The organism is Streptomyces sp. D2-8 (genome assembly GCF_023184515.1).
Taxonomy (GTDB): Bacteria; Actinomycetota; Actinomycetes; order Streptomycetales; family Streptomycetaceae; genus Streptomyces.
Map to the genome: position 1 here is coordinate 163487 of NZ_JAAHBP010000022.1, position 18339 is coordinate 181825.

The window sequence follows — 18339 nt, forward strand, 5'->3', positions numbered from 1 at the left end:
AGCGCCATCGACGCACCCATATCAGCATCCCGGAGGCCACTGGCTCAACCGGCTCCTTCTAGACTGGTCCATTGGTATAGCTTGAGCGGCCGCTGAACGGCCGCGGCAGAGCCAACGGACGAGGAGGACGCGCCATGCCCGTGGACGAGCTCGACACCCGCATCCTGCGGCTGCTGCTGGAGCAGCCGCGCACGAGTGTGCGCGAGTACGCCCGAACCCTCGGCATCGCGCGGGGCACGCTCCAGGCCCGGCTCGACCGGCTGGAGCGCGACGGGGTGATCACCGGCACGGCACCGGCCCTCTCCCCCGCCGCGCTCGGGCATCCGGTGCTCGCGTTCGTGCACATCGAGGTCACCCAGGGCCATCTCGACGAGGTGGGTGACGCGCTGGCGGCGGTTCCGGAGATCGTGGAGGCGTTCTCGATCACGGGTGGCGGGGATCTGCTGGCCCGGGTGGTGGCGCGGGACAACGCGCACCTGGAGGACACCGTCCAGAAGCTGATCAGCATGCCCGGGGTGGTGCGTACCCGTACCGAGGTCGCCCTGCGCGAGCGCGTCTCCCACCGGATGCTGCCGCTGGTGGAGTCGATCGGGCGGTTGACCCGCGGATGATCTTTGAGAACATGGCGGCATGAGCAGGCTCCACGGAATAGCGGTCATCTTCGATCTCGACGGAACGCTCGTGGACAGTGAGCCGAACTACTACGAGGCAGGCCGTCGGACGCTCGCCGAAAACGGCGTCCCGGACTTCACCTGGGCGGACCACGAGCGGTATGTCGGCATCAGCACCCAGGAGACGGTCGCGGACTGGAAGGACCGCTACGGCCTGCCCGCCTCGGTGGACGAACTGGTCGCCGCCAAGAACCGCCGCTATCTGGAGCTGGCCCGCAGCGCCACCCGCGCCTACCCGGAGATGCGCGCCTTCGTCGAACTGCTGGCGGCCGAGGGCGTGCCCATGGCCGTGGCCTCGGGCTCGTCCCCGGAGGCCATCGGCGCGGTGCTGACCGGAACCGGACTGGACGCGCATCTGCACACCGTGGTCTCCGCCGAAGAGGTCGCGCACGGCAAGCCGGCTCCGGACGTCTTCCTGGAGGCGGCCCGCAGGCTCGGCGCGGCCCCGTCCGACTGCGTCGTACTGGAGGACGCCGCCCCGGGTGCCGCCGCCGCACACGCGGCCGGCATGCGGTGCATCGCGATCCCGTACGTCCCGTCGCAGGCGGACGCACCGGAGTTCACCACCGCAGGCCTGCTTCTGCGGGGCGGCCAGGAGCAGTTCACGGCGCGGACCGCATACGACTGGCTCGTGAACCCGGCCGGCCTTTCCTGAACTCACCTCTCCCCACCCGTTGACGCTCCCCCGTCCCCTCCCTAGGGTCTGGTCGATCATCCGCACAGCGTTCGAAATACCGGCCAGACTCGGTCATCCTGAGTCCCGTGGACCCGTGGAGGAGCACACATGGCACGGCCCCTCTCCAGACGATCCCTTCTGCAGGCCGCGACCGCCGTCGCGGCCGTACCCGCGCTGTCCCACGCGGCGACGGGGCGGGCCGCTGCGGCTCCTGCCACAGCGGCCGCAGACACCCCGTCCGCCTGGACCGTACGGCCCTTCGGTCTGGAGGACGTGAGCCTCGGGCAGGGCGTCTTCGCCGACAAGCGGAAGCTGATGCTGGATCACGCCCGCGGCTACGACGTGAACCGGCTGCTCCAGGTGTTCCGCGCCAACGCCGGTCTGTCCACGGGCGGCGCGGTCGCCCCCGGAGGCTGGGAGGGGCTGGACGGCGAGGCCAACGGCAATCTGCGGGGCCACTACACCGGCCACTTCCTGACCATGCTGGCGCAGGCGTACCGCGGGACGAAGGAGCAGGTGTTCGCCGACCGGATCGGCACCATGGTCGGGGCGCTGACCGAGGTGCGCGCGGCACTGCGGCGGGATCCGGCGGTGCTGAGCGTCACCGGGAGGTTCGGGGCCGCGGCGGACCAGGTCCGGGGCTCCTACCAGTACGTGGACCTGCCGGCCGCCGTACTCGGCGGGGCCTCCGCGATCACCCTCTCCGTCTGGGTCCGGCCCACCCACGACGCCGGCTGGACGCGGATCTTCGACTTCGGCGACGGCACCGACCGCTATGTGTACCTGGCCGCCCGCAACCAGGCCGGGGTGCCGCGCTTCGCCATCACCACGTCAGGAGCCGGCGGCGAGCAGGGCCTGAACGGCACGGCCGCGCTGCCGCTGAACCAGTGGAGCCACCTGGCGGTCACGATCGCGGGCGGCACCGGCACCCTCTACGTCAACGGCACCGCCGTGGCCCGCAACACCGCGATGAGCCTCACCCCGGCGGCCCTCGGCACCCTGAAGAACAACTGGCTGGGCCGCTCGAACTACTCCGCCGACCCGGTCTTCGCGGGCGCCTTCGAGGAGTTCAACGTCTTCTCGCGGGCGCTGACCGCCGCCGAGATCACCGAGGTGCAGAACCGCCGGGCCGCCGACGCCTCGACGGGCCGGGGCGACCTGGCGTCGTACGCCTTCGACGAGACGGCCGGCGGGACGTTCGCGGACGCCTCCGGCCGCGGCCTGACCGCCACGTTGCGCCGCACCTGGGGCGGGCCCAGCCACCCCGGGTTCCTCGCGGCGTACCCGGAGACGCAGTTCATCGACCTGGAGTCGAGGACCAGCTCCGACTACACCAAGGTGTGGGCGCCGTACTACACCGCGCACAAGATCCTCAGGGGGCTGCTCGACGCGTACACCGCCACGGACGACGACCGGGCGCTCGACCTCGCGTCCGGCATGTGCGACTGGATGCACTCCCGGCTGTCCACGCTGCCGGAGGCCACGCTCCAGCGGATGTGGGGGATCTTCTCCAGCGGCGAGTTCGGCGGCATCGTCGAGGCGATCTGCGATCTGCACACCCTCACCGGCAAGGCCGAACACCTCGCCCTGGCCAAGCTGTTCGACCTGGACCGGCTGATCGACGCGTGCGCCGCGAACACCGACATCCTCGACGGGCTGCACGCCAACCAGCACATCCCGATCTTCACCGGCTATGTGCGGCTCTACGACGCGACCGGCGAGGAGCGCTACCTCGCCTCGGCCAAGAACTTCTGGAACATGGTCGTTCCGCACCGCATGTACGGCATCGGCGGCACCAGCACCCAGGAGTTCTGGAAGGCGCGGGACGTGATCGCGGGCACGATCAGCGCCACCACCGCCGAGACCTGCTGCGCCTACAACATGCTCAAGCTGAGCCGGACGCTGTTCTTCCACGAGCAGGACCCGAAGTACATGGACTACTACGAGCGGGCCCTGTACAACCAGGTGCTCGGCTCGAAGCAGGACAGGCCCGACGCGGAGAAGCCGCTCGTCACGTACTTCATCGGGCTGACGCCCGGTCACGTCCGGGACTACACACCCAAGCAGGGCACGACCTGCTGCGAGGGCACCGGCATGGAGAGCGCCACGAAGTACCAGGACTCGGTGTACTTCGCGAAGGCGGACGGCAGCGCGCTCTACGTCAACCTGTACAGCCCGTCCACGCTCACCTGGGCGGAGCAGGGCGTCACGGTCACACAGACCACCCGCTTCCCCGAGGAGCAGGGCAGCACGCTGACCTTCGGAGGCGGTCGCGCCTCCTTCACGCTGCGGCTGCGGGTGCCGTCCTGGGCGACCGCCGGGTTCCGGGTGACCGTCAACGGGCGTACGGTGTCCGGGACTCCGAAGCCGGGGAGCTACTTCGACGTGGCCCGGTCCTGGCGGGCCGGTGACACCGTCCGTATCGCCATGCCGTTCCGGACACGGGTGGAGAAGGCCCTCGACGACCCGTCCCTGCAGACCCTGTTCCACGGGCCGGTCAACCTGGTCGCCCGGAACGCGGCCACGGAGTACCTGAAGGTCGGGCTGTACCGCGATGCCGGTCTGTCCGGCGATCTGTCGCCCTCCCTCACACCGGTACCGGGCAAGCCACTGCACTTCACGCTGGGCGGGAGCGAGTGGGCGCCGTTCGCCGAGGGGACGGAGGATCCGACGCACGCCTACTTCCGGCGCGCGGAACCGAGGGTCGTGTTCGGCGGCCGGGACTCCGGTGTCACCAACCCGGCGAAGGCCGACGGAACCACGCTCCTGGACGAGATCTGGGCCGGGGCGCCGTTCCGGAACAAGGGGGCGCTGGTGGCGCGGGTGCGGACCACGGTGGACGCGTGGGTGTCGGCCGGGCTGCTGAGCAGGGCGGACGCGGACCGGGTGGTGGCGACGGCGGAAGCGGCTTCGTACCAGCCCTGAACGCCTGCCCGGCCGGGGCGTGTGCGGCGTTCGAGCGGGCGCCGCACACGGCCGAACTTTTTTGCGGCAGGGGTGATTGTTTCGCCCCTGGCATCCGTATCTCCCGGTGTTGGGCCGTTCATATCCCAGGAGGCACGATGCGCATCTCGCGCAGCACGGCAGGAACCGCGTTCGTGGGCGGTGCGTTGATCCTTACGCTGACCGCGCTCGCCTATCCCAGCATGCTGGGCGTGGAGAACGCGGCTTCCGGCCAGGACCGCATCATCGCCAACACCCAGTGGGGTCCGCTGACCGAGGCGGACCGCGACTTCGTGGTGCGTGTGCGCGCGGCCGGCCTGTGGGAGTACCCGATGGCGCAAATGATCAAGGAGCGGAGCACGTCGCCGGAGATGCAGGAAGTCTCCAAGCATCTGCTCGTGGGTCACGGCCGGCTCGACGCGGGCTGCCGCAAGATCTCCACGGACCTGGGCATCACCCTGCCGAACGAGGCGTCGCCGCAGCAGCAGCAGTTCGTGGCGACGGCCGAAGGCAGCACCGGCAAGGAGTTCGAGTCCACGGCCGTGACCATCATGCGCGTCGCGCACGGGGGCATCTTCCCGACGATCGCCAAGATCCGGGCGACCACCCGGAACAGTCTCGTGCGGGAGCTCGCCGACACGACCAACGACACCGTTCTCGACCACATCACGGTCCTGGAGCAGACCGGCCTGATCAACCAAGAGCAGGTCAGCTTCCAGATCACCGCCCCGCCCAAGCTGCCCCAGGAGCAGACGACACCGCCGCCGCCGCAGCAGGGTGCACCGGTCCGCGTGCTGCCGGTCCCCGAAGACCTGAAGGATTTCCAGACGGTCGCCCCCAATCCGTCCTACGGGGCACCGGCGCCGTCTCCGTCGGCCGGCTGAGCGGGTAGGGGTACGGGTCCGGGGCTGCGGTCCGTCCGCCGGCCCCGGTACTACGAACGGCGGCGGGGCTTGCCGCGCCTGTTGCCCTTGGGCGCGCCGCTCCCGCTCTTCCCGGCGCGCTTCGCCCCCGCCGACTTGCCGGGTGCCGGCTTGCGCCGGGCACCGCCCCGGTCCGCACCCGTGGACTCGCCCCGCGCCGGGGGCTGCTGACGGCCCCGGGTGCTGTTGACCGTGCGGCCGCGGACGATGCCGATGAAGTCCTCGACCTGGTCCGTCTTCGCGTCCTCGGGCCACGCCAGGGCCACGCTCGACTCGGGGGCGTCCTTGAGGGGCCGGTGGGTGAGGTCCTTGCGGTGGTGGAGGCGGGCGAGCGACAGCGGGACGACGAGCACGCCGATGCCCGCCGCGACGAGTTCGACGGCGTCGGCGGTGGTGGCGGGCCGTTCGAGGGCGGGCCGACCGGGGAGGTTCTCCCAGTCGAGGACGTCGTCGAGGGGGTGCAGCACGATGTCGTCGGACAGGTCTTCCGGCGCCACCTCGTCGACGGCCGTGACCAGGTGGTCCTTGGGCACCACGACGACCGTCTGCTCGGTGTAGAGGGGGATCGCGCTGAAGACCGACCGGTCCACGGGCGTGCGGACGAGGCCCGCGTCGGCGTCCCCGCCCAGCATCCGCTCGGCCGCCGCTCCGGCGGGCACCTGCGTGAGGATCAGCGGGACATCGGGCTGCCGCTCGTCCCAGATGCGCACCCACTTGTCGGGCATCACCCCGGGGACGTAGGCGAGCCGGAACGAGGGGGTTGCATCCGAGCCTGTCACCTCGCCAGGTTACCGGCCGTGGTCAGAGGTCGCGTACGTGCTCGATACGCTGGACGGTATGACGTCGCACCAGAGCACCCAGACGATGAAGCCCGCGACCGCGGCGAAGAAGCTGGGTGTGTACCTCGAGGCCACACCCGCCGAGTTCCAGGAGGGTGCCGTCTCGCGCGCCGAGCTGAACGAGCTCCAGGCGAACCCGCCGCAGTGGCTGCAGGACCTGCGGCGCAACGGCCCGCACCCCCGGCCGGTGGTCGCCGCGAAGCTCGGCGTCTCCATCGCGGGCCTCGCCCGCGGGGGTGTCACCGAGCCCCTCACCACCGAGCAGGTCGAGGCGCTGAAGCAGGAAGGCCCGGAGTGGCTGGAACGCGAGCGCGCCACCCAGGCGGAGGTCCGCAAGGAATCGGCCCGGATCAAGAAGAAGAACGCCGAACGTCAGGACTGACCAGAGCACCCCCTTCATTTTCGGACGGCCCCCACCGGATGACCCGGTGGGGGCCGTCGCTGTATTTCTGGGCGTCATCGGGCGTCGTGTGACGTCGGTGAAAACTTTCGGCCATGTCTTGACATGGCGATGAAACGATCCGTAGCTTGGCCGATCATTTAGATTCGTGAAGTGAGTTCACGGATATGAACGGAGACGCCCATGCGGGATCGCCGACGCTGCATCGACTTGCGGCTCCGCCGCGCGCGCCGCCTGGCTGCCGCGCTCGCCGTCTCGGGGCTCCTGTTCGGAACGGCCGCCTGCGGCTCAGGTTCCGGCAGCGCCCGGGCCGGCGACCCGAACACCTTGGAGGTGTGGACCCGGAGCGATCCGGAGTCCGCCATGACCTACCGGCGCGTGTTCGCCGCCTTCACCAAGAAGACCGGCATCAGGATCGACTACCAGCCGGTCATGAACTTCGACCAGCAGTTGCAGAGCCGCGCGTCCACCAAGGACCTGCCGGACGTCATGATCAACGACACGGCCCTGATGGGCAGCTACCAGTCCCAGGGCCTGCTCAAGCCCATCACCCCGGCCTCGATCGCGGGCCATGACGAGATCAGCGCCACATCCTGGTCGTCCACGGTGGGCCGCGACGGCAGGCACTACGGCATCCCGTACTCCCGTCAGGCCATGACGCTGTTCGTGCGCAAGGACTGGCGCGAGAAACTCGGCCTGCCGCAGCCGAAGACGTGGCAGGACACCCTCGCCCTCGCCAAGGCCTTCGCCACCCGCGACCCGGACGGGGACGGCAGGAAGAACACGTACGGCATGGTCGTCCCGGGCAGCGCCCAGAACGGCTACGTCGCCTGGTGGGGCGCCAGCTGGCTGTGGCAGGGCGGTGTGCGGATCCTCGACAAGGAGGGTTCCGGCTACCGGCCCGCCATGGACTCGGCGGCAGCCCTGCGCACCGTCACCTGGATGAAGAAGAACCTCTTCTGCGGCGACAACGGTGTCATCCAGCCCAGCGCCCTGACCTCCGTCACCGCGAACACCACCAACTTCCAGGACGGCAACGCCGGGATGTACCTCACCGGCCCGTACAACATCTCCACGTTCGACGAGGCGCTGGGCAAGGACACGTACGAGGTCCTGCCCGCGCCCGCGGGCCCGGCCGGGAACGACGTGCTGGCCGACGGCGAGAACGTCTACTTCGGCGCCAGGACCGGCAAGGCGGAGCAGGAGCGGAGACTCGCCGCGTTCCTCGTCTCCCGCGAGGGCCAGGAACTCGCCATGACCGGCGACCACCAGCCCGTCGTGCGCATCCCCGTCAACTCCACGCTGGACGCCGCGAAGGTGCGCAGCGACCCGCGCTGGAGCGTGGTGCAGAAGGCCTACGAGAAGGCCTCCGTGCAGTTCCCCAACGCACCCGACTTCGCCCCGATCAAGCAGGACACCGCCGACGCGCTCAACGCGATCTTCACCTACTGCGGCAGCGACGTCCGCTCCGGCCTGAAGGAACTCAACGACACCCTCGCCGGTGACCTCAAGGACCAGGACCTGTTGAAATGACCGCGACCGCGACGACGCCCGGGCCGCGCAGAGCCCGGGCCATCGGCAAGAAGGCCGTACTGCCCTGGCTGTTCCTCGCCCCGGGGCTGCTGCTGGCCCTCGTCTTCAAGTTCCTGCCCATGGGCAAGGGCGTCTGGCTCAGCTTCTTCGACGTGCGGCCCTTCCTCGGTGACAAGTGGGTCGGCCTCGACAATTACACGCGGGTCCTGACCGACCACCGCTTCCAGGACGCCATCGGCCACACCCTGCTCCTCGGCGTCGGGATGTCCCTCGGCGGGATCGTGGTCGGCTCCGCGCTGGCGCTGCTGCTGGAGGGCCAGGCCCGCTCGCTGAAGATCATCCGTACCGCCGTGTTCCTGCCCGTCGTCACCGCCACCGCGGTGGTGGGCGAGATGTGGCGGCTGATGTACTACCCGACCTCCGACGGCCTGATCAACAGCGGACTGGGGCTGTTCGGGCTGGGGCCCGTGCCCTACCTGGACAATCCCGACACCGCGCTGTGGGCGACGATGGCCATGGGCATCTGGATGCTCGCCCCGTACAACATGGTGATCATCCTCGCCGGACTGGCGGGCGTGGACCGCTCGTTGTACGAGGCCGCCGCGATGGACGGCGTCTCGCTGTGGCAGCGGCTGCGGCACATCACGCTGCCGGCGATCCGGCCCGCCCTCGGCATCGTCCTCACCCTCGCCGCCATCCGCGGACTGCGCGTCTTCACCGAGGTGTACGTCCTCACCGGCGGTGGTCCGGCCGGCTCCACCGACGTGTGGATGACCCGCGCCTACACCCTCGGCTTCACCCGTAACGACATCGGCGGCGCCTCGGCCGCCTCCGTGGTTCTGCTCTGCGTGACGCTGCTGCTCACCGTCACGGTCAACTACCTCCGCAAGAGGGGAGACGTGAGATGAGCGCCCCCGCCATCGATCCCGTCCGGACCCCGGTGACCGCCTCTCCCGCACGGAAGTCCGCCGGGAAGCAGCGCACCACCCCCGCCCGTTTCGACACCGCCCTCGGCTGGAGCGACCGGCCGGGACCCGCCTGGGCCCTGCGCGTCCTGCTCTGCCTGCTCGCCCTGGGCGTCTTCGCGGCACCGTTCCTGACGATCTTCTCCGGCTCCTTCAGCGAGAAGGCCAGCGGTTCGACCCTGTCCTTCCTCCCGCACCACCCGTCCTTGCTGAACTTCGACGTGGCGGGCGAGCGCGGCATCTGGGACTACTTCGGCAACTCCCTCGTCATCGCGGGCGGCGGACTGCTGCTCCAGCTCGCCGTCTGCACGCTCGCCGCGTACGCGCTGGCCCGGCACAAGTTCCGCGGGCAGGCGCTGATCCTGACCCTGTTCATGCTGACGATGATGCTCCCGGAGGAGGTCATCGCCATCCCGCTGTCCCTGGTGCTCGGTCATGTGCCCGTGGTGGGCATCGACTTGAAGGGCACGGTCTGGGGCGTGATCCTGCCGCTCGGCGCTTGGGGCTTCTCGGTGATGCTGCTGACGGAGTTCATGAAGGACATCCCCTCCGAGATCGAGGAGGCCGCCCGGATCGACGGCGTGGGCGAGCTGCGCATGCTGTGGCAGGTCGTCCTGCCGCTGTGCAAGCCCGCGCTCGGTGTCGCCGGGGTGCTCGGTTTCATCATGATCTGGGACCAGTACCTGCTGCCCCTGATCGCCGCCAAGGACCCCACCGACTACACGGTCACCGTCGCCCTGTCCATCCTGCGCACCGACCCCCAGGTCGGCTCCGGGGTGGTGCTGGCCGGTGCGGTCATCGCCCTGCTTCCCAGCCTGATCGTCTATCTGCTTCTCCAGCGCTCGCTGGTCACCGGCATCGCCGCCGGGGCCACCAAGGGCTGACCACCCACCCCCACGTTTGAGGGAGACATGAAGTTCCACGGAGTGCTGTTCTTCCCGGTCACGCCGTTCGCCGCGGACGGTTCACTGGACGAGGAGCGCCTGGCCCAGCACATCGAGTCGGGCGTCACCGCGGGCGCGGGAGGCGTGTTCGTCGCCTGCGGCACCGGCGAGTTCCACGCCCTGTCGACGGAGGAGATCGAACGGGCCACCCGGGTCGCCGTGCGGACCACGGCCGGACGTGTGCCGGTTCTCGCGGCGGCCGGCGGCCCCACGCCGGTCGCCCGTGACCAGGCCGCCCGCGTCCAACGCGCCGGCGCCGACGGCATCCTGCTGCTGCCGCCCTACCTCGTCAGCGCCCCGCAGCCGGGGCTCGTGCGGTACGTCGAGGAGGTCACCGCGGCCACGGACCTGCCCGTTGTCTTCTACCAGCGGGGCACCGCCCGGCTCACCGCGGAGACGGCCGCCCGGATCGCCGCCCTGCCCGGGGTGGTCGGCCTCAAGGACGGCATCGGGGACATCGAGCGGATGCACCGCATCGTCCGCGCGGTGCGTGCCGTGCCGGGCACGGAGGACTTCCAGTTCTTCAACGGCCTGCCCACCGCCGAGATGACCGCGCCCGCCTACCAGGGCGTCGGTGTCGAGCTGTACTCCTCGGCGGTGTTCGCCTTCGCCCCGGAGATCGCCCTGGCCTTCCACCGGGCGCTCGCCGAGGACGACGACACCCTGGTCTCCCGGCTCCTCGACGAGTTCTACGGCCCGCTGGTCGCCCTGCGTGACGAGGTCCCCGGGTACGCCGTGTCGCTCGTCAAGGCCGGAGTGACCCTGCGCGGCCTGGATGTGGGCGGGGTGCGGGCGCCGCTGCTCGATCCGACGCCGGAGCACATCGCCCGGCTCTCCAAGTTGCTCGACCACGGACTGGAGGTGGCCGGCGCATGAGCTCCAGCCGTATCCGTGAGCTGATCGTCACCCCGATCGCCTTCGGCGACCCGCCGCTGCTCAACTCCAACGGCGTGCACGAGCCGCTGGCCCTGCGGATCATCCTCCAACTGGTTCTGGAGGACGGCACGGTGGGACTCGGCGAGTCGCCGGGCGGAGCGGCCCGCCTGGAGCGGCTGCACGCCGCCGCGAAGGTCGTCGTCGGCATGGACGTCTTCGACACCACCGCGGTGGCCGCCGCGATCGACGCGGCCCTGCTGCCGACCGTGCCCAGCTCCCACGAGCGCGGCTGGACCACCTCGGCGGTGGAGGTGGCCTGTCTGGACGCGCAGGGCAAGCTGCTCGGCCGTCCGGTCAGCGACCTGCTGGGCGGCACGGTCCGCGACAGCGTGCCGTTCGCCGCGTACCTCTTCTACAAGTGGGCCGAGCACCCCGCCCTCGACGGCCGCCCGGCCGTCACCGACGACTGGGGCGAGGCCCTCGACCCGGCCGGGATCGTCGAGCAGGCCCGGCTGATGCAGGCGCGCTACGGCTTCAGGTCGTTCAAGCTCAAGGGCGGTGTCTTCCCGCCCGACGAGGAGATCGCCGCGATGCGGGCCCTGGCCGAGGCCTTCCCCGGGCAGCCGCTGCGGCTGGACCCGAACGTGGCCTGGACGGTCGAGACGTCCCAGTACGTGGCCCGTGAACTCGGCGGTGTCCTGGAGTACTTGGAGGACCCGACCAAGGGCATCCCCGGGATGGCGGAGGTGGCCAAGGACTCCCCCATGCCGCTCGCGACCAACATGTGCGTGATCGCCTGGGAGCATCTGAAGCCGGCCGTCGAGCAGAACGCCGTCCAGGTCCTGCTCACCGACCACCACTACTGGGGCGGACTGCGCCGCACCCGTGAACTGGCCGCCGTGTGCGAGGCGTTCGGGCTCGCCCTGTCGATGCACTCCAACTCGCACCTGGGCATCAGCCTGGCCGCGATGACCCATGTCGCCGCGGCCATCCCGAACCTCGACCACTCCTGCGACACGCACTACCCGTGGAACTCCGCGGACGACGTGATCGTCCCCGGCGTGCTGGAGCTGCGCGACGGCGAGGTGAAGGTGCCCACCGGGCCGGGGCTGGGTGTGGAGCTCGACCACGACCAGCTGGAGCGACTGCACCGGCGGTACGTCGACTCGGGCATGCGCAGCCGGGACGACACCGGCTACATGCAGCGGTTCCAGCCGGAGTACGAGCTGAGGCTGCCCCGCTGGTGACCTCCGTGCGCCCCTCCCCGGGGAGGGGCGCACACCCTCACTTAACGGACTTGGGCACCTTCAGCCGATCCCAGCTGACCTTGCCGGGGATGCCGTCGGCGTCCTTGCCGGAGAAGCCCTGCTTGTGCTGCCACAGCGCGTAGGACCGGCGGTCGGCCTCGCTCCAGGCGGGGCTGGGCCCCTCCTCGTAACGGCTGCACCCTCGCGACCAGGCGGCGTACAGCTGGTTCTCCGGCCGCGGTAGCGGGCGTCGGGCTTGACCGGGCAGGGGGCCTCGTCGGCGTGGTCGGGTCGCTCGCTGCGCGCGGCGAGCCGGGCCGACGGGGCCGGCTGGCGCTGCGCCCTGCGGGTGAAGGCGTCCCGGGACGGTCTCCTTGGACGGGCCGGTCTCCTCGATCTCCAGCGCGGCGGTGGACAGCGGCAGTACCTGCCGGACGACCTTCACGCGGGCTGCCGTCTCGGGCATGGCCGCGCCGAGGGCGACCTCGCGCAGCGCCGGGTCCTCGGCTGCGCCGATCGAGCGCTCCCACACGTTCAGGTAGTCGACGAACGGCGTCTGGGCGAGCGAGGGCAGCCGGTCGCCGGGCTTCTCCGGGTCGCGGTGGCCGTCGGGCTGGTCCCAGTAGGTCCACTGTGCGGGCGGCTCCGGCGCGGACGGCAGCAGCTTGCGCCCGCTGCCGGCGCCTTCCCCGAAGACGAACAGCAGCTGGTCGCCGGTCTGGAGAGAGCCCGGTGCCCTCGACGAACGGCTCGGAGCGCTTGTCGAGGTCCTGCGGGGTGACGAGCGAGGGACGGCGGCGGCGGACCTTCAGTTCATTGAAGTCCCAGCGGGCCGTCAGGCCCTCGAAGGTCAGCGACTCCTCGTCGGCGGACGGGGGCACGCTGTGGCTGCGCGCACCGCGCGGGATCAGCACGTTCTGGGCCTCGGCGCGCGGGGCGCGTCGTCGGGGTGGCATGGACGCGCACGAAGTTGATCGCAGCCTTACGGGACGCATCCTTCGAGTGCCCTCTTTCGACCGGGACATGCCCGCCCCAAACGCCAGGCCGCGCCACCCCTTCCGGCCCGTAGAAGTATCTACGAGCATGGCTACGGCCGGGCGGCACGCGGAACCCCGCGGGTCACCGGCCCGTTCCAGCGCGCCGACCGCGGCGCCGCCGACTGTGCCTGGGGTGGACATGCAGAGCGTCATGTGGAAGCAAGCCGTCGAGTGGCTCGCCGCGGCCGCCACGGACCCCCAGGAGTGCAAGCGGGAGTGGGACTACGGCGCGGGCACGATGCTCGTGGAGGCCGGCCGCTACTGGGACGTGCTCAGCGTCCCCGACCGGCTGGGCCTGCTCGCGCTGGACATCCTGTGGCGCGACCCGCTGAAGGTGCCCGGCCCCACCCTGGTCGACTGCGCGGCCCGCAGAGTGGGGTTCTTCCTGCCTCCCGATCCGGTCAGTGAGTGGGTCGGCTTCGGCGTGCGGCACGTCGGCCGGGGCTCCTGGGTCGCCGTGCCGCCGCCCTACAGGCCGGCCGGCCGCCTGGAGTGGCTCGTCCCGCCGGACGGAACCGGCAGTCTGCACATCCCCGGCACGCTCGAAACGGCGCTGCGCGAGGCCAGCCGGACCCTCGCCGTGCTGGCGCCGGTCAGCGCGGAGCCGGTGGTGATGGACGGTTGGTGAAGCGGGCGCCGGAAGCGGGCGCCGACGTCCCCGGGTGGCGGCCGGAGGCAGGGCGGGTGCCGGCGGGCGCGGCCGGGCCCGGGTGCCGGCCGACGGCCGGGTGAGGGGCGGCAGCCGGGTGAGGGGCGGCGGGGACGACCGGACCCATGTGCCGGCCGGCCGCCCACGAGGTGACGGCGGTCCAGGTCTCGCTCTCGGCCGGCGCGGCGAAGGAGACCCACTGGCCGTCCCGGTGCTCCGGGACCGTGTTCCCCCGGGCTTCCCACTCGGCGACCAGGGCCGCGTAGATCGGCGGATGTCCCGCGTATCCGCTGGTGAGTTCGGCGTACGAGCGGGGCGCGGCGTCGTTCCCCGGAAGGCGCCGCGCCGTCTCCGTGCTGTCCATGCCTGGGAAACGCGCCGCCGCACACCGTTGGTACGCGGGGCGGACCCCGTCCGTCGGGTCGAGTGAACCCGTCACCCGTACGGCGGCACGCGGACACCGGACAAACATCCAGTCAGGCGGTCGCCCGTTCAGAGCGGGGGGCGGTTCCAGGCCACATGTCTCTTCCAGGCCGGCCGGTGGCCCCGGCCGGCTCATGCGGAACATCGCTCCCGGGTCTGACGGAATTCTCGACCGGGGCAGGCGCATCCGGTAACACTGACCTCACGCCCAGAATCCGGTACGACGGCAGGGAGAGGCCATGTCACAGCGCCCTGACCTCCGGCAGCGCAGGGCCGTGCTGGAGCACGAGTGGTCCCGCTGGGTGCCGCGGCTGAGCGTCCCGGGCACGCGGCCCGGCGGCACCGCGACACTGCGCCACGAGGTGACCGAGTCCTGGGCCCGTTCGCTCGGCAGTGTGGACCCGGGCCGGGACAGCGCCCCGGTCACCGACGGCGGCCGGGTGCACCAGCGCTGGACGTCCTCACCGCTGTACCGGCCGGTCTCCGCTCTCGCCGAGGAGCTGCACAGCATCGCCGAGGACGCCGGGTTCGTCACGGCGGTCACCGACGAGTCCGGCACCATTCTGTGGACCTGCGGCGGCCCGACCATGCGCCGCCGGGCCGAGCAGGTCAACTTCGCGCCGGGCGGCCGCTGGGACGAGCAGGCCATGGGCACCAACGCGCTGTCCCTCGCCCTGCGCACCGGCCGCCCCAGCTCCGTCTTCTCCGCGGAACATCTGGTGTCGGCCCTGCACGGCTGGGTCTGCTACTGCGCCCCGGTGCACAGCCGGGACGGCCGCGTCCTCGGCGTACTGGACCTGTCCACCACCTGGGACCGCTCGCACCCCTTGGCCATGTCCACCGTCCGCACACTGGTGTCGACGATCGAGGCCCGCCTGACCACGGAGGCGCCTCGCCCGGCCCGGCTGCGGCTCACGTGCCTGGGCTCCGAACAAGCCGTGCACGAGGGACAGCCGCTCCCTCTGCGCCCACGCCAGCTGGAGATCCTCACCCTCCTCGCACTCGAACCCGAAGGCTTCTCCCCGGAACGGCTGCGCGCAGCCCTGTACGGCGACCGGCCGGTCACCTCCTCCACCTTCAAGGCGGAGATCTCCCATCTGCGCCGGGCGCTGGGCGGCGCGATTTCCCCCCGCCACTACGCCCTCACCGCCCCGGTGTCCTGCGACGCCGCCGACGTCCTGCGCGCACTCGAGCAGGGCGACACGGACACCGCTGTGCGCCGCTACGGCGGCCCGCTCCTGCCCCGCTCCGAGGCCCCCGGCATCGAGGAGTGGCGCACCCGCCTCGAAGTGGCGGTACGCGAGGCCGTGCTGGCCAGCACCCGCCCGGAGCACGCCCTGCGCTACGGCGAACGGGCCCCCTACGACGCGGAGATCCACGAGCACGCGCTGCGGCTGCTCGGCCCGGACGACACGCGCCGCGCAATCGCGGCGGGCCGGCTGACGACGGCCCTGCGCGACTGACGGGCCGTCCCCACGCGCCAACCTTGCGCCAACCTCCCGGGAGCACAGTGAGGGCCGTCACGAGGGCACGGTCCGTCGCCCGCCCCGCACCGCCCTTCACCGAGGAGAGCCGCCATGGTGTACGCGCAGCCAGGAACCGAAGGCAGCATCGTCACCTTCGCCCGCCGCTACGACAACTTCATCGACGGCGACTGGACAGCCCCCGTCGAGGGCCGCTACTTCGAGAACCCGACGCCCGTGACCGGCAAGGTCTTCTGCGAGGTCGCCCGTTCCACCGCGGCCGACGTCGATCTCGCCCTGGACGCCGCGCACCGGGCGGCCGACCAGTGGGGCCGCACGTCCACGGCGGAACGCGCGAACATACTGAACAGGATCGCGGATCGCATCGAGCAGAACCTGGAGAAGATCGCGGTCGCCGAGACCTGGGAGAACGGCAAGCCGGTCCGCGAGACCCTGGCCGCCGACCTCCCGCTGGCCGTGGACCACTTCCGGTACTTCGCCGGAGTCGTCCGCGCGCAGGAGGGCAGCATCGCGGAGATCGACGCCGACACGGTGGCGTACCACTTCCACGAGCCGCTGGGTGTGGTCGGCCAGATCATCCCGTGGAACTTCCCGATCCTCATGGCCACCTGGAAGCTCGCCCCCGCGCTGGCCGCGGGCAACTGCGTCGTCATCAAACCGGCCGAGCAGACCCCGGTCAGCCTGCTCTACGTCATCGACCTGATCGCCGACCTGCTCCCGCCGGGCGTGGTCAACGTGGTCAACGGCTTCGGCGTGGAGGCGGGCAAGCCGCTGGCGTCCAGCCCGCGGGTGGCGAAGGTGGCGTTCACCGGCGAGACGACGACCGGCCGCCTGATCATGCAGTACGCGAGCGAGAACATCATCCCGGTCACGCTCGAACTGGGCGGCAAGAGCCCCAACATCTTCCTGCCCGACGTCATGGCGTCCGACGACGACTTCCTCGACAAGGCGGTCGAGGGCTTCGTGATGTTCGCCCTCAACCAGGGCGAGGTCTGCACCTGCCCGTCGCGCGCCCTGATCCCCTCGTCGATCTACGACGACTTCATGGCCCGCTGCGTCGAACGCACCCGGGCCATCGTCGGCGGCGACCCGCTGGACCCCGCCACGATGATCGGCGCGCAGGCGAGCAACGACCAGTACGAGAAGATCCTCTCCTACCTCGACATCGGCAGGAAGGAGGGTGCCGAGGTCGTGACGGGCGGCAACCCCCGCGCGGTGCCCGGCCTGGAGGGCGGCTACTACATCGAGCCCACCATCTTCCGCGGCACCAACGACATGCGGATCTTCCAGGAGGAGATCTTCGGCCCGGTCGTCTCGGTCACCACGTACGACTCGGTCGACGAGGCCCTGAAGATCGCCAACGACACGCTGTACGGCCTCGGCGCGGGTGTCTGGACCCGCGACGGCAACACGGCATACCGCCTGGGCCGCGAGATCAAGGCGGGCCGCGTCTGGACCAACTGCTACCACGCGTACCCGGCGCATGCGGCGTTCGGCGGCTACAAGAAGTCCGGCATCGGCCGCGAGAACCACAAGATGATGCTCGACCACTACCAGCAGACGAAGAACATTCTTTGTTCTTACAGCCCTCAGAAGCTTGGGTTCTTCTAGCGCTTCAAGTGGGTGGTCTGAAGGCACTGTTGCTCTCCAGACCACCCAGGGCGACAAGCACGCTCGCCAACAAGTTCAACACCTTGCGCCACCACACGGCCCTCAGGTGACATCATCCCGGTCCAGCCGTGGACCGGAAGTGGAATCTCAAAGATCCAGTCGCCCCCGCCTCCGCCGCCCGAGTGCGACCTTCGACTCCGTGACACAGCTGGGAACTGATCACCGGGCTAGGAGTCCGTCATCGTGTGAACGGCCGGGATGCCAGTGAAGCGGTGGGGAAGTTGTGACAAGCAGCAACGGCAGCAATCCGTCGGCAGCGGGTCCGGGCACGCCTGCGCCGGGGCAGCCGCGCTGGGCCTGGTGGGTCGTAGGCATCGTCGTGCCCGTCGTTGGCATCGCAGCCACGGTGTTCGTCAGCAACCGGCACGGCTCTGCTGACGACTCGAAGCCACCCGCCGGCGCTGGGGCACCGTCTGCCACGCATGATCAAGCCAAGCCCGCCGCATCAGCGGATACGGCCAGCCCGGAGAACACGGCGTCCCAGCGCCATGTTCGGTCCACACACCATTCAGTTCCGGACCAGCGCCTACGGGGTTGACATCGACTTCGACACGCGCAAGCCGCTTGTTGCGGATGATCTCAAGGGCGCCGACTTGTCGGCCGTCACTGATGGAAGCGGGACGGCTGGGTCCACCAACTTTCATGGTGGCCCCCGGCTCGCGGCGATCATTGCGCCGATTTCGGGAAGTGATGCTGATCCAACCGAGGCGCAGTGCGCGGAGGCGTTGCGGAGCAACGGCGACCCCATGCTGCAGGACCCGCCTCAAGATGGGCAGTTCTGTGTTCAGACCACCGAGGGGCGTATCGCGTTCGTGCGTGTCGTGTCGGCCGCACCGGGTGGCCACACCATGAGGCTCACAGACGCCGCTGACCAGGGCCAGCCGCCGGCCCAGGCTGTCCATCTGGACCTGGAGCGGGCTGGGCGGTTCCACGCCGGTGCGCAGCGCCTCGGCGATCGCGCCGACCTCGGTGCGCATGCCGGTGGCCGTGACGACCATCTCGGCGCGGCCACGGGTCAGCGCGGTGTTCATGAAGAGCATGCAGGTGCGCTCGGCAAC

At 70.6% G+C, this 18339-nt stretch carries 17 protein-coding genes and 1 pseudogene; 13 read left to right on the forward strand and 5 right to left on the reverse strand.

Features of this window, described 5'->3' with window-relative positions; all coding sequences use genetic code 11:
* Positions 1-134: 134 nt before the first annotated feature.
* From G3I77_RS32185 to G3I77_RS32200, 4 genes are all read left to right on the forward strand, one after another.
* Positions 135-611: an Lrp/AsnC family transcriptional regulator gene (locus G3I77_RS32185; protein WP_248509290.1), complete on the forward strand. Its 477-nt coding sequence runs from the start codon at positions 135-137 to the stop codon at positions 609-611.
* Positions 612-630: 19 nt separating this feature from the next.
* Entirely contained in the window at positions 631-1326 is a 696-nt protein-coding gene (locus tag G3I77_RS32190) for an HAD family phosphatase (RefSeq protein ID WP_248509292.1), read from the forward strand.
* Positions 1327-1455: 129 nt separating this feature from the next.
* Positions 1456-4272 (forward strand): beta-L-arabinofuranosidase domain-containing protein, encoded by a 2817-nt coding sequence (locus G3I77_RS32195; protein ID WP_248509302.1) that lies wholly within the window; start codon positions 1456-1458, stop codon positions 4270-4272.
* Between the two features lie 137 nt (positions 4273-4409).
* The gene (locus G3I77_RS32200) at positions 4410-5174 is read left to right on the forward strand and encodes a DUF4142 domain-containing protein (protein ID WP_248509304.1); all 765 of its coding nucleotides are present in this window, start codon (positions 4410-4412) and stop codon (positions 5172-5174) included.
* Positions 5175-5224: 50 nt separating this feature from the next.
* On the opposite strand, the gene G3I77_RS32205 is transcribed toward G3I77_RS32200, so the two are convergent.
* The gene (locus G3I77_RS32205) at positions 5225-5992 is read right to left on the reverse strand and encodes a LysR family transcriptional regulator substrate-binding protein (RefSeq protein ID WP_248509307.1); all 768 of its coding nucleotides are present in this window, start codon (positions 5990-5992) and stop codon (positions 5225-5227) included.
* Positions 5993-6050: 58 nt separating this feature from the next.
* Between G3I77_RS32205 and G3I77_RS32210 the strand changes: the two genes are divergently transcribed.
* The 6 genes from G3I77_RS32210 (at position 6051) to G3I77_RS32235 (ending at position 12017) form a co-directional block, all read left to right on the forward strand.
* Positions 6051-6434, forward strand: a complete 384-nt coding sequence (locus tag G3I77_RS32210; RefSeq protein ID WP_248509309.1) for a DUF5997 family protein — start codon at positions 6051-6053, stop codon at positions 6432-6434.
* Positions 6435-6635: 201 nt separating this feature from the next.
* Positions 6636-7985 carry a sugar ABC transporter substrate-binding protein gene (locus tag G3I77_RS32215; protein ID WP_248509311.1) on the forward strand — a complete coding sequence of 450 codons (1350 nt, stop codon included), beginning with the start codon at positions 6636-6638 and terminating at the stop codon, positions 7983-7985.
* Positions 7982-8893 (forward strand): carbohydrate ABC transporter permease, encoded by a 912-nt coding sequence (locus G3I77_RS32220; RefSeq protein ID WP_248509313.1) that lies wholly within the window; start codon positions 7982-7984, stop codon positions 8891-8893. The genes G3I77_RS32215 and G3I77_RS32220 overlap by 4 nt, the downstream gene beginning before the upstream one ends.
* Positions 8890-9834: a carbohydrate ABC transporter permease gene (locus tag G3I77_RS32225; RefSeq protein ID WP_248509314.1), complete on the forward strand. Its 945-nt coding sequence runs from the start codon at positions 8890-8892 to the stop codon at positions 9832-9834. The genes G3I77_RS32220 and G3I77_RS32225 overlap by 4 nt, the downstream gene beginning before the upstream one ends.
* A gap of 27 nt (positions 9835-9861) precedes the next feature.
* Complete coding sequence (locus tag G3I77_RS32230; protein WP_248509316.1) at positions 9862-10770, forward strand: 5-dehydro-4-deoxyglucarate dehydratase; 909 nt, start codon at positions 9862-9864, stop codon at positions 10768-10770.
* Positions 10767-12017 (forward strand): glucarate dehydratase family protein, encoded by a 1251-nt coding sequence (locus G3I77_RS32235; protein WP_248509322.1) that lies wholly within the window; start codon positions 10767-10769, stop codon positions 12015-12017. The genes G3I77_RS32230 and G3I77_RS32235 overlap by 4 nt, the downstream gene beginning before the upstream one ends.
* Positions 12018-12054: 37 nt before the next feature.
* Here the strand turns inward: G3I77_RS32235 and G3I77_RS32240 are convergent, their stop codons facing one another.
* Complete coding sequence (locus G3I77_RS32240) at positions 12055-12240, reverse strand: peptidoglycan-binding protein (protein WP_374387617.1); 186 nt, start codon at positions 12238-12240, stop codon at positions 12055-12057.
* Positions 12235-12669 (reverse strand): annotated as a pseudogene (locus G3I77_RS41310) (hypothetical protein); the annotation flags it as partial. The gene G3I77_RS32240 and the pseudogene G3I77_RS41310, both read right to left, overlap by 6 nt.
* Before the next feature lie 524 nt (positions 12670-13193).
* Between G3I77_RS41310 and G3I77_RS32255 the strand changes: the two are divergent.
* Positions 13194-13682 (forward strand): hypothetical protein, encoded by a 489-nt coding sequence (locus G3I77_RS32255; protein ID WP_248509332.1) that lies wholly within the window; start codon positions 13194-13196, stop codon positions 13680-13682.
* Here G3I77_RS32255 and G3I77_RS32260 read toward each other — a convergent pair.
* A complete protein-coding gene (locus G3I77_RS32260; protein WP_248509323.1) occupies positions 13648-14067 on the reverse strand; it encodes a hypothetical protein in 420 nt (139 codons plus the stop codon). The two genes, G3I77_RS32255 and G3I77_RS32260, sit on opposite strands and share 35 nt — an antisense overlap.
* Positions 14068-14365: 298 nt before the next feature.
* Here G3I77_RS32260 and G3I77_RS32265 point away from each other — a divergent pair, with 298 nt between their 5' ends.
* Entirely contained in the window at positions 14366-15589 is a 1224-nt protein-coding gene (locus G3I77_RS32265; RefSeq protein WP_248509324.1) for a GAF domain-containing protein, read from the forward strand.
* A gap of 114 nt (positions 15590-15703) precedes the next feature.
* Positions 15704-17221, forward strand: coding sequence for an aldehyde dehydrogenase (gene adh, locus G3I77_RS32270; protein WP_248509325.1), 1518 nt, complete (start codon positions 15704-15706; stop codon positions 17219-17221).
* A gap of 413 nt (positions 17222-17634) precedes the next feature.
* On the opposite strand, the gene G3I77_RS32275 is transcribed toward adh, so the two are convergent.
* A partial coding sequence (locus G3I77_RS32275) for a hypothetical protein (protein ID WP_248509326.1) occupies positions 17635-18339 on the reverse strand: 705 nt, incomplete at its 5' end.

Bases quoted from the DNA above. Each gene is read 5' to 3' on its own strand.
- G3I77_RS32200 (WP_248509304.1), top strand. From the start codon at position 4,410: ATGCGCATCTCGCGCAGCACGGCAGGAACCGCGTTCGTGGGCGGTGCG.
- adh (WP_248509325.1), top strand. From the start codon at position 15,704: ATGGTGTACGCGCAGCCAGGAACCGAAGGCAGCATCGTCACCTTCGCC.
- G3I77_RS32230 (WP_248509316.1), top strand. From the start codon at position 9,862: ATGAAGTTCCACGGAGTGCTGTTCTTCCCGGTCACGCCGTTCGCCGCG.
- G3I77_RS32225 (WP_248509314.1), top strand. From the start codon at position 8,890: ATGAGCGCCCCCGCCATCGATCCCGTCCGGACCCCGGTGACCGCCTCT.
- G3I77_RS32195 (WP_248509302.1), top strand. From the start codon at position 1,456: ATGGCACGGCCCCTCTCCAGACGATCCCTTCTGCAGGCCGCGACCGCC.
- G3I77_RS32265 (WP_248509324.1), top strand. From the start codon at position 14,366: ATGTCACAGCGCCCTGACCTCCGGCAGCGCAGGGCCGTGCTGGAGCAC.
- G3I77_RS32185 (WP_248509290.1), top strand. From the start codon at position 135: ATGCCCGTGGACGAGCTCGACACCCGCATCCTGCGGCTGCTGCTGGAG.
- G3I77_RS32255 (WP_248509332.1), top strand. From the start codon at position 13,194: ATGCAGAGCGTCATGTGGAAGCAAGCCGTCGAGTGGCTCGCCGCGGCC.
- G3I77_RS32215 (WP_248509311.1), top strand. From the start codon at position 6,636: ATGCGGGATCGCCGACGCTGCATCGACTTGCGGCTCCGCCGCGCGCGC.
- G3I77_RS32210 (WP_248509309.1), top strand. From the start codon at position 6,051: ATGACGTCGCACCAGAGCACCCAGACGATGAAGCCCGCGACCGCGGCG.
- G3I77_RS32260 (WP_248509323.1), bottom strand. From the start codon at position 14,067: ATGGACAGCACGGAGACGGCGCGGCGCCTTCCGGGGAACGACGCCGCG.
- G3I77_RS32235 (WP_248509322.1), top strand. From the start codon at position 10,767: ATGAGCTCCAGCCGTATCCGTGAGCTGATCGTCACCCCGATCGCCTTC.
- G3I77_RS32220 (WP_248509313.1), top strand. From the start codon at position 7,982: ATGACCGCGACCGCGACGACGCCCGGGCCGCGCAGAGCCCGGGCCATC.
- G3I77_RS32190 (WP_248509292.1), top strand. From the start codon at position 631: ATGAGCAGGCTCCACGGAATAGCGGTCATCTTCGATCTCGACGGAACG.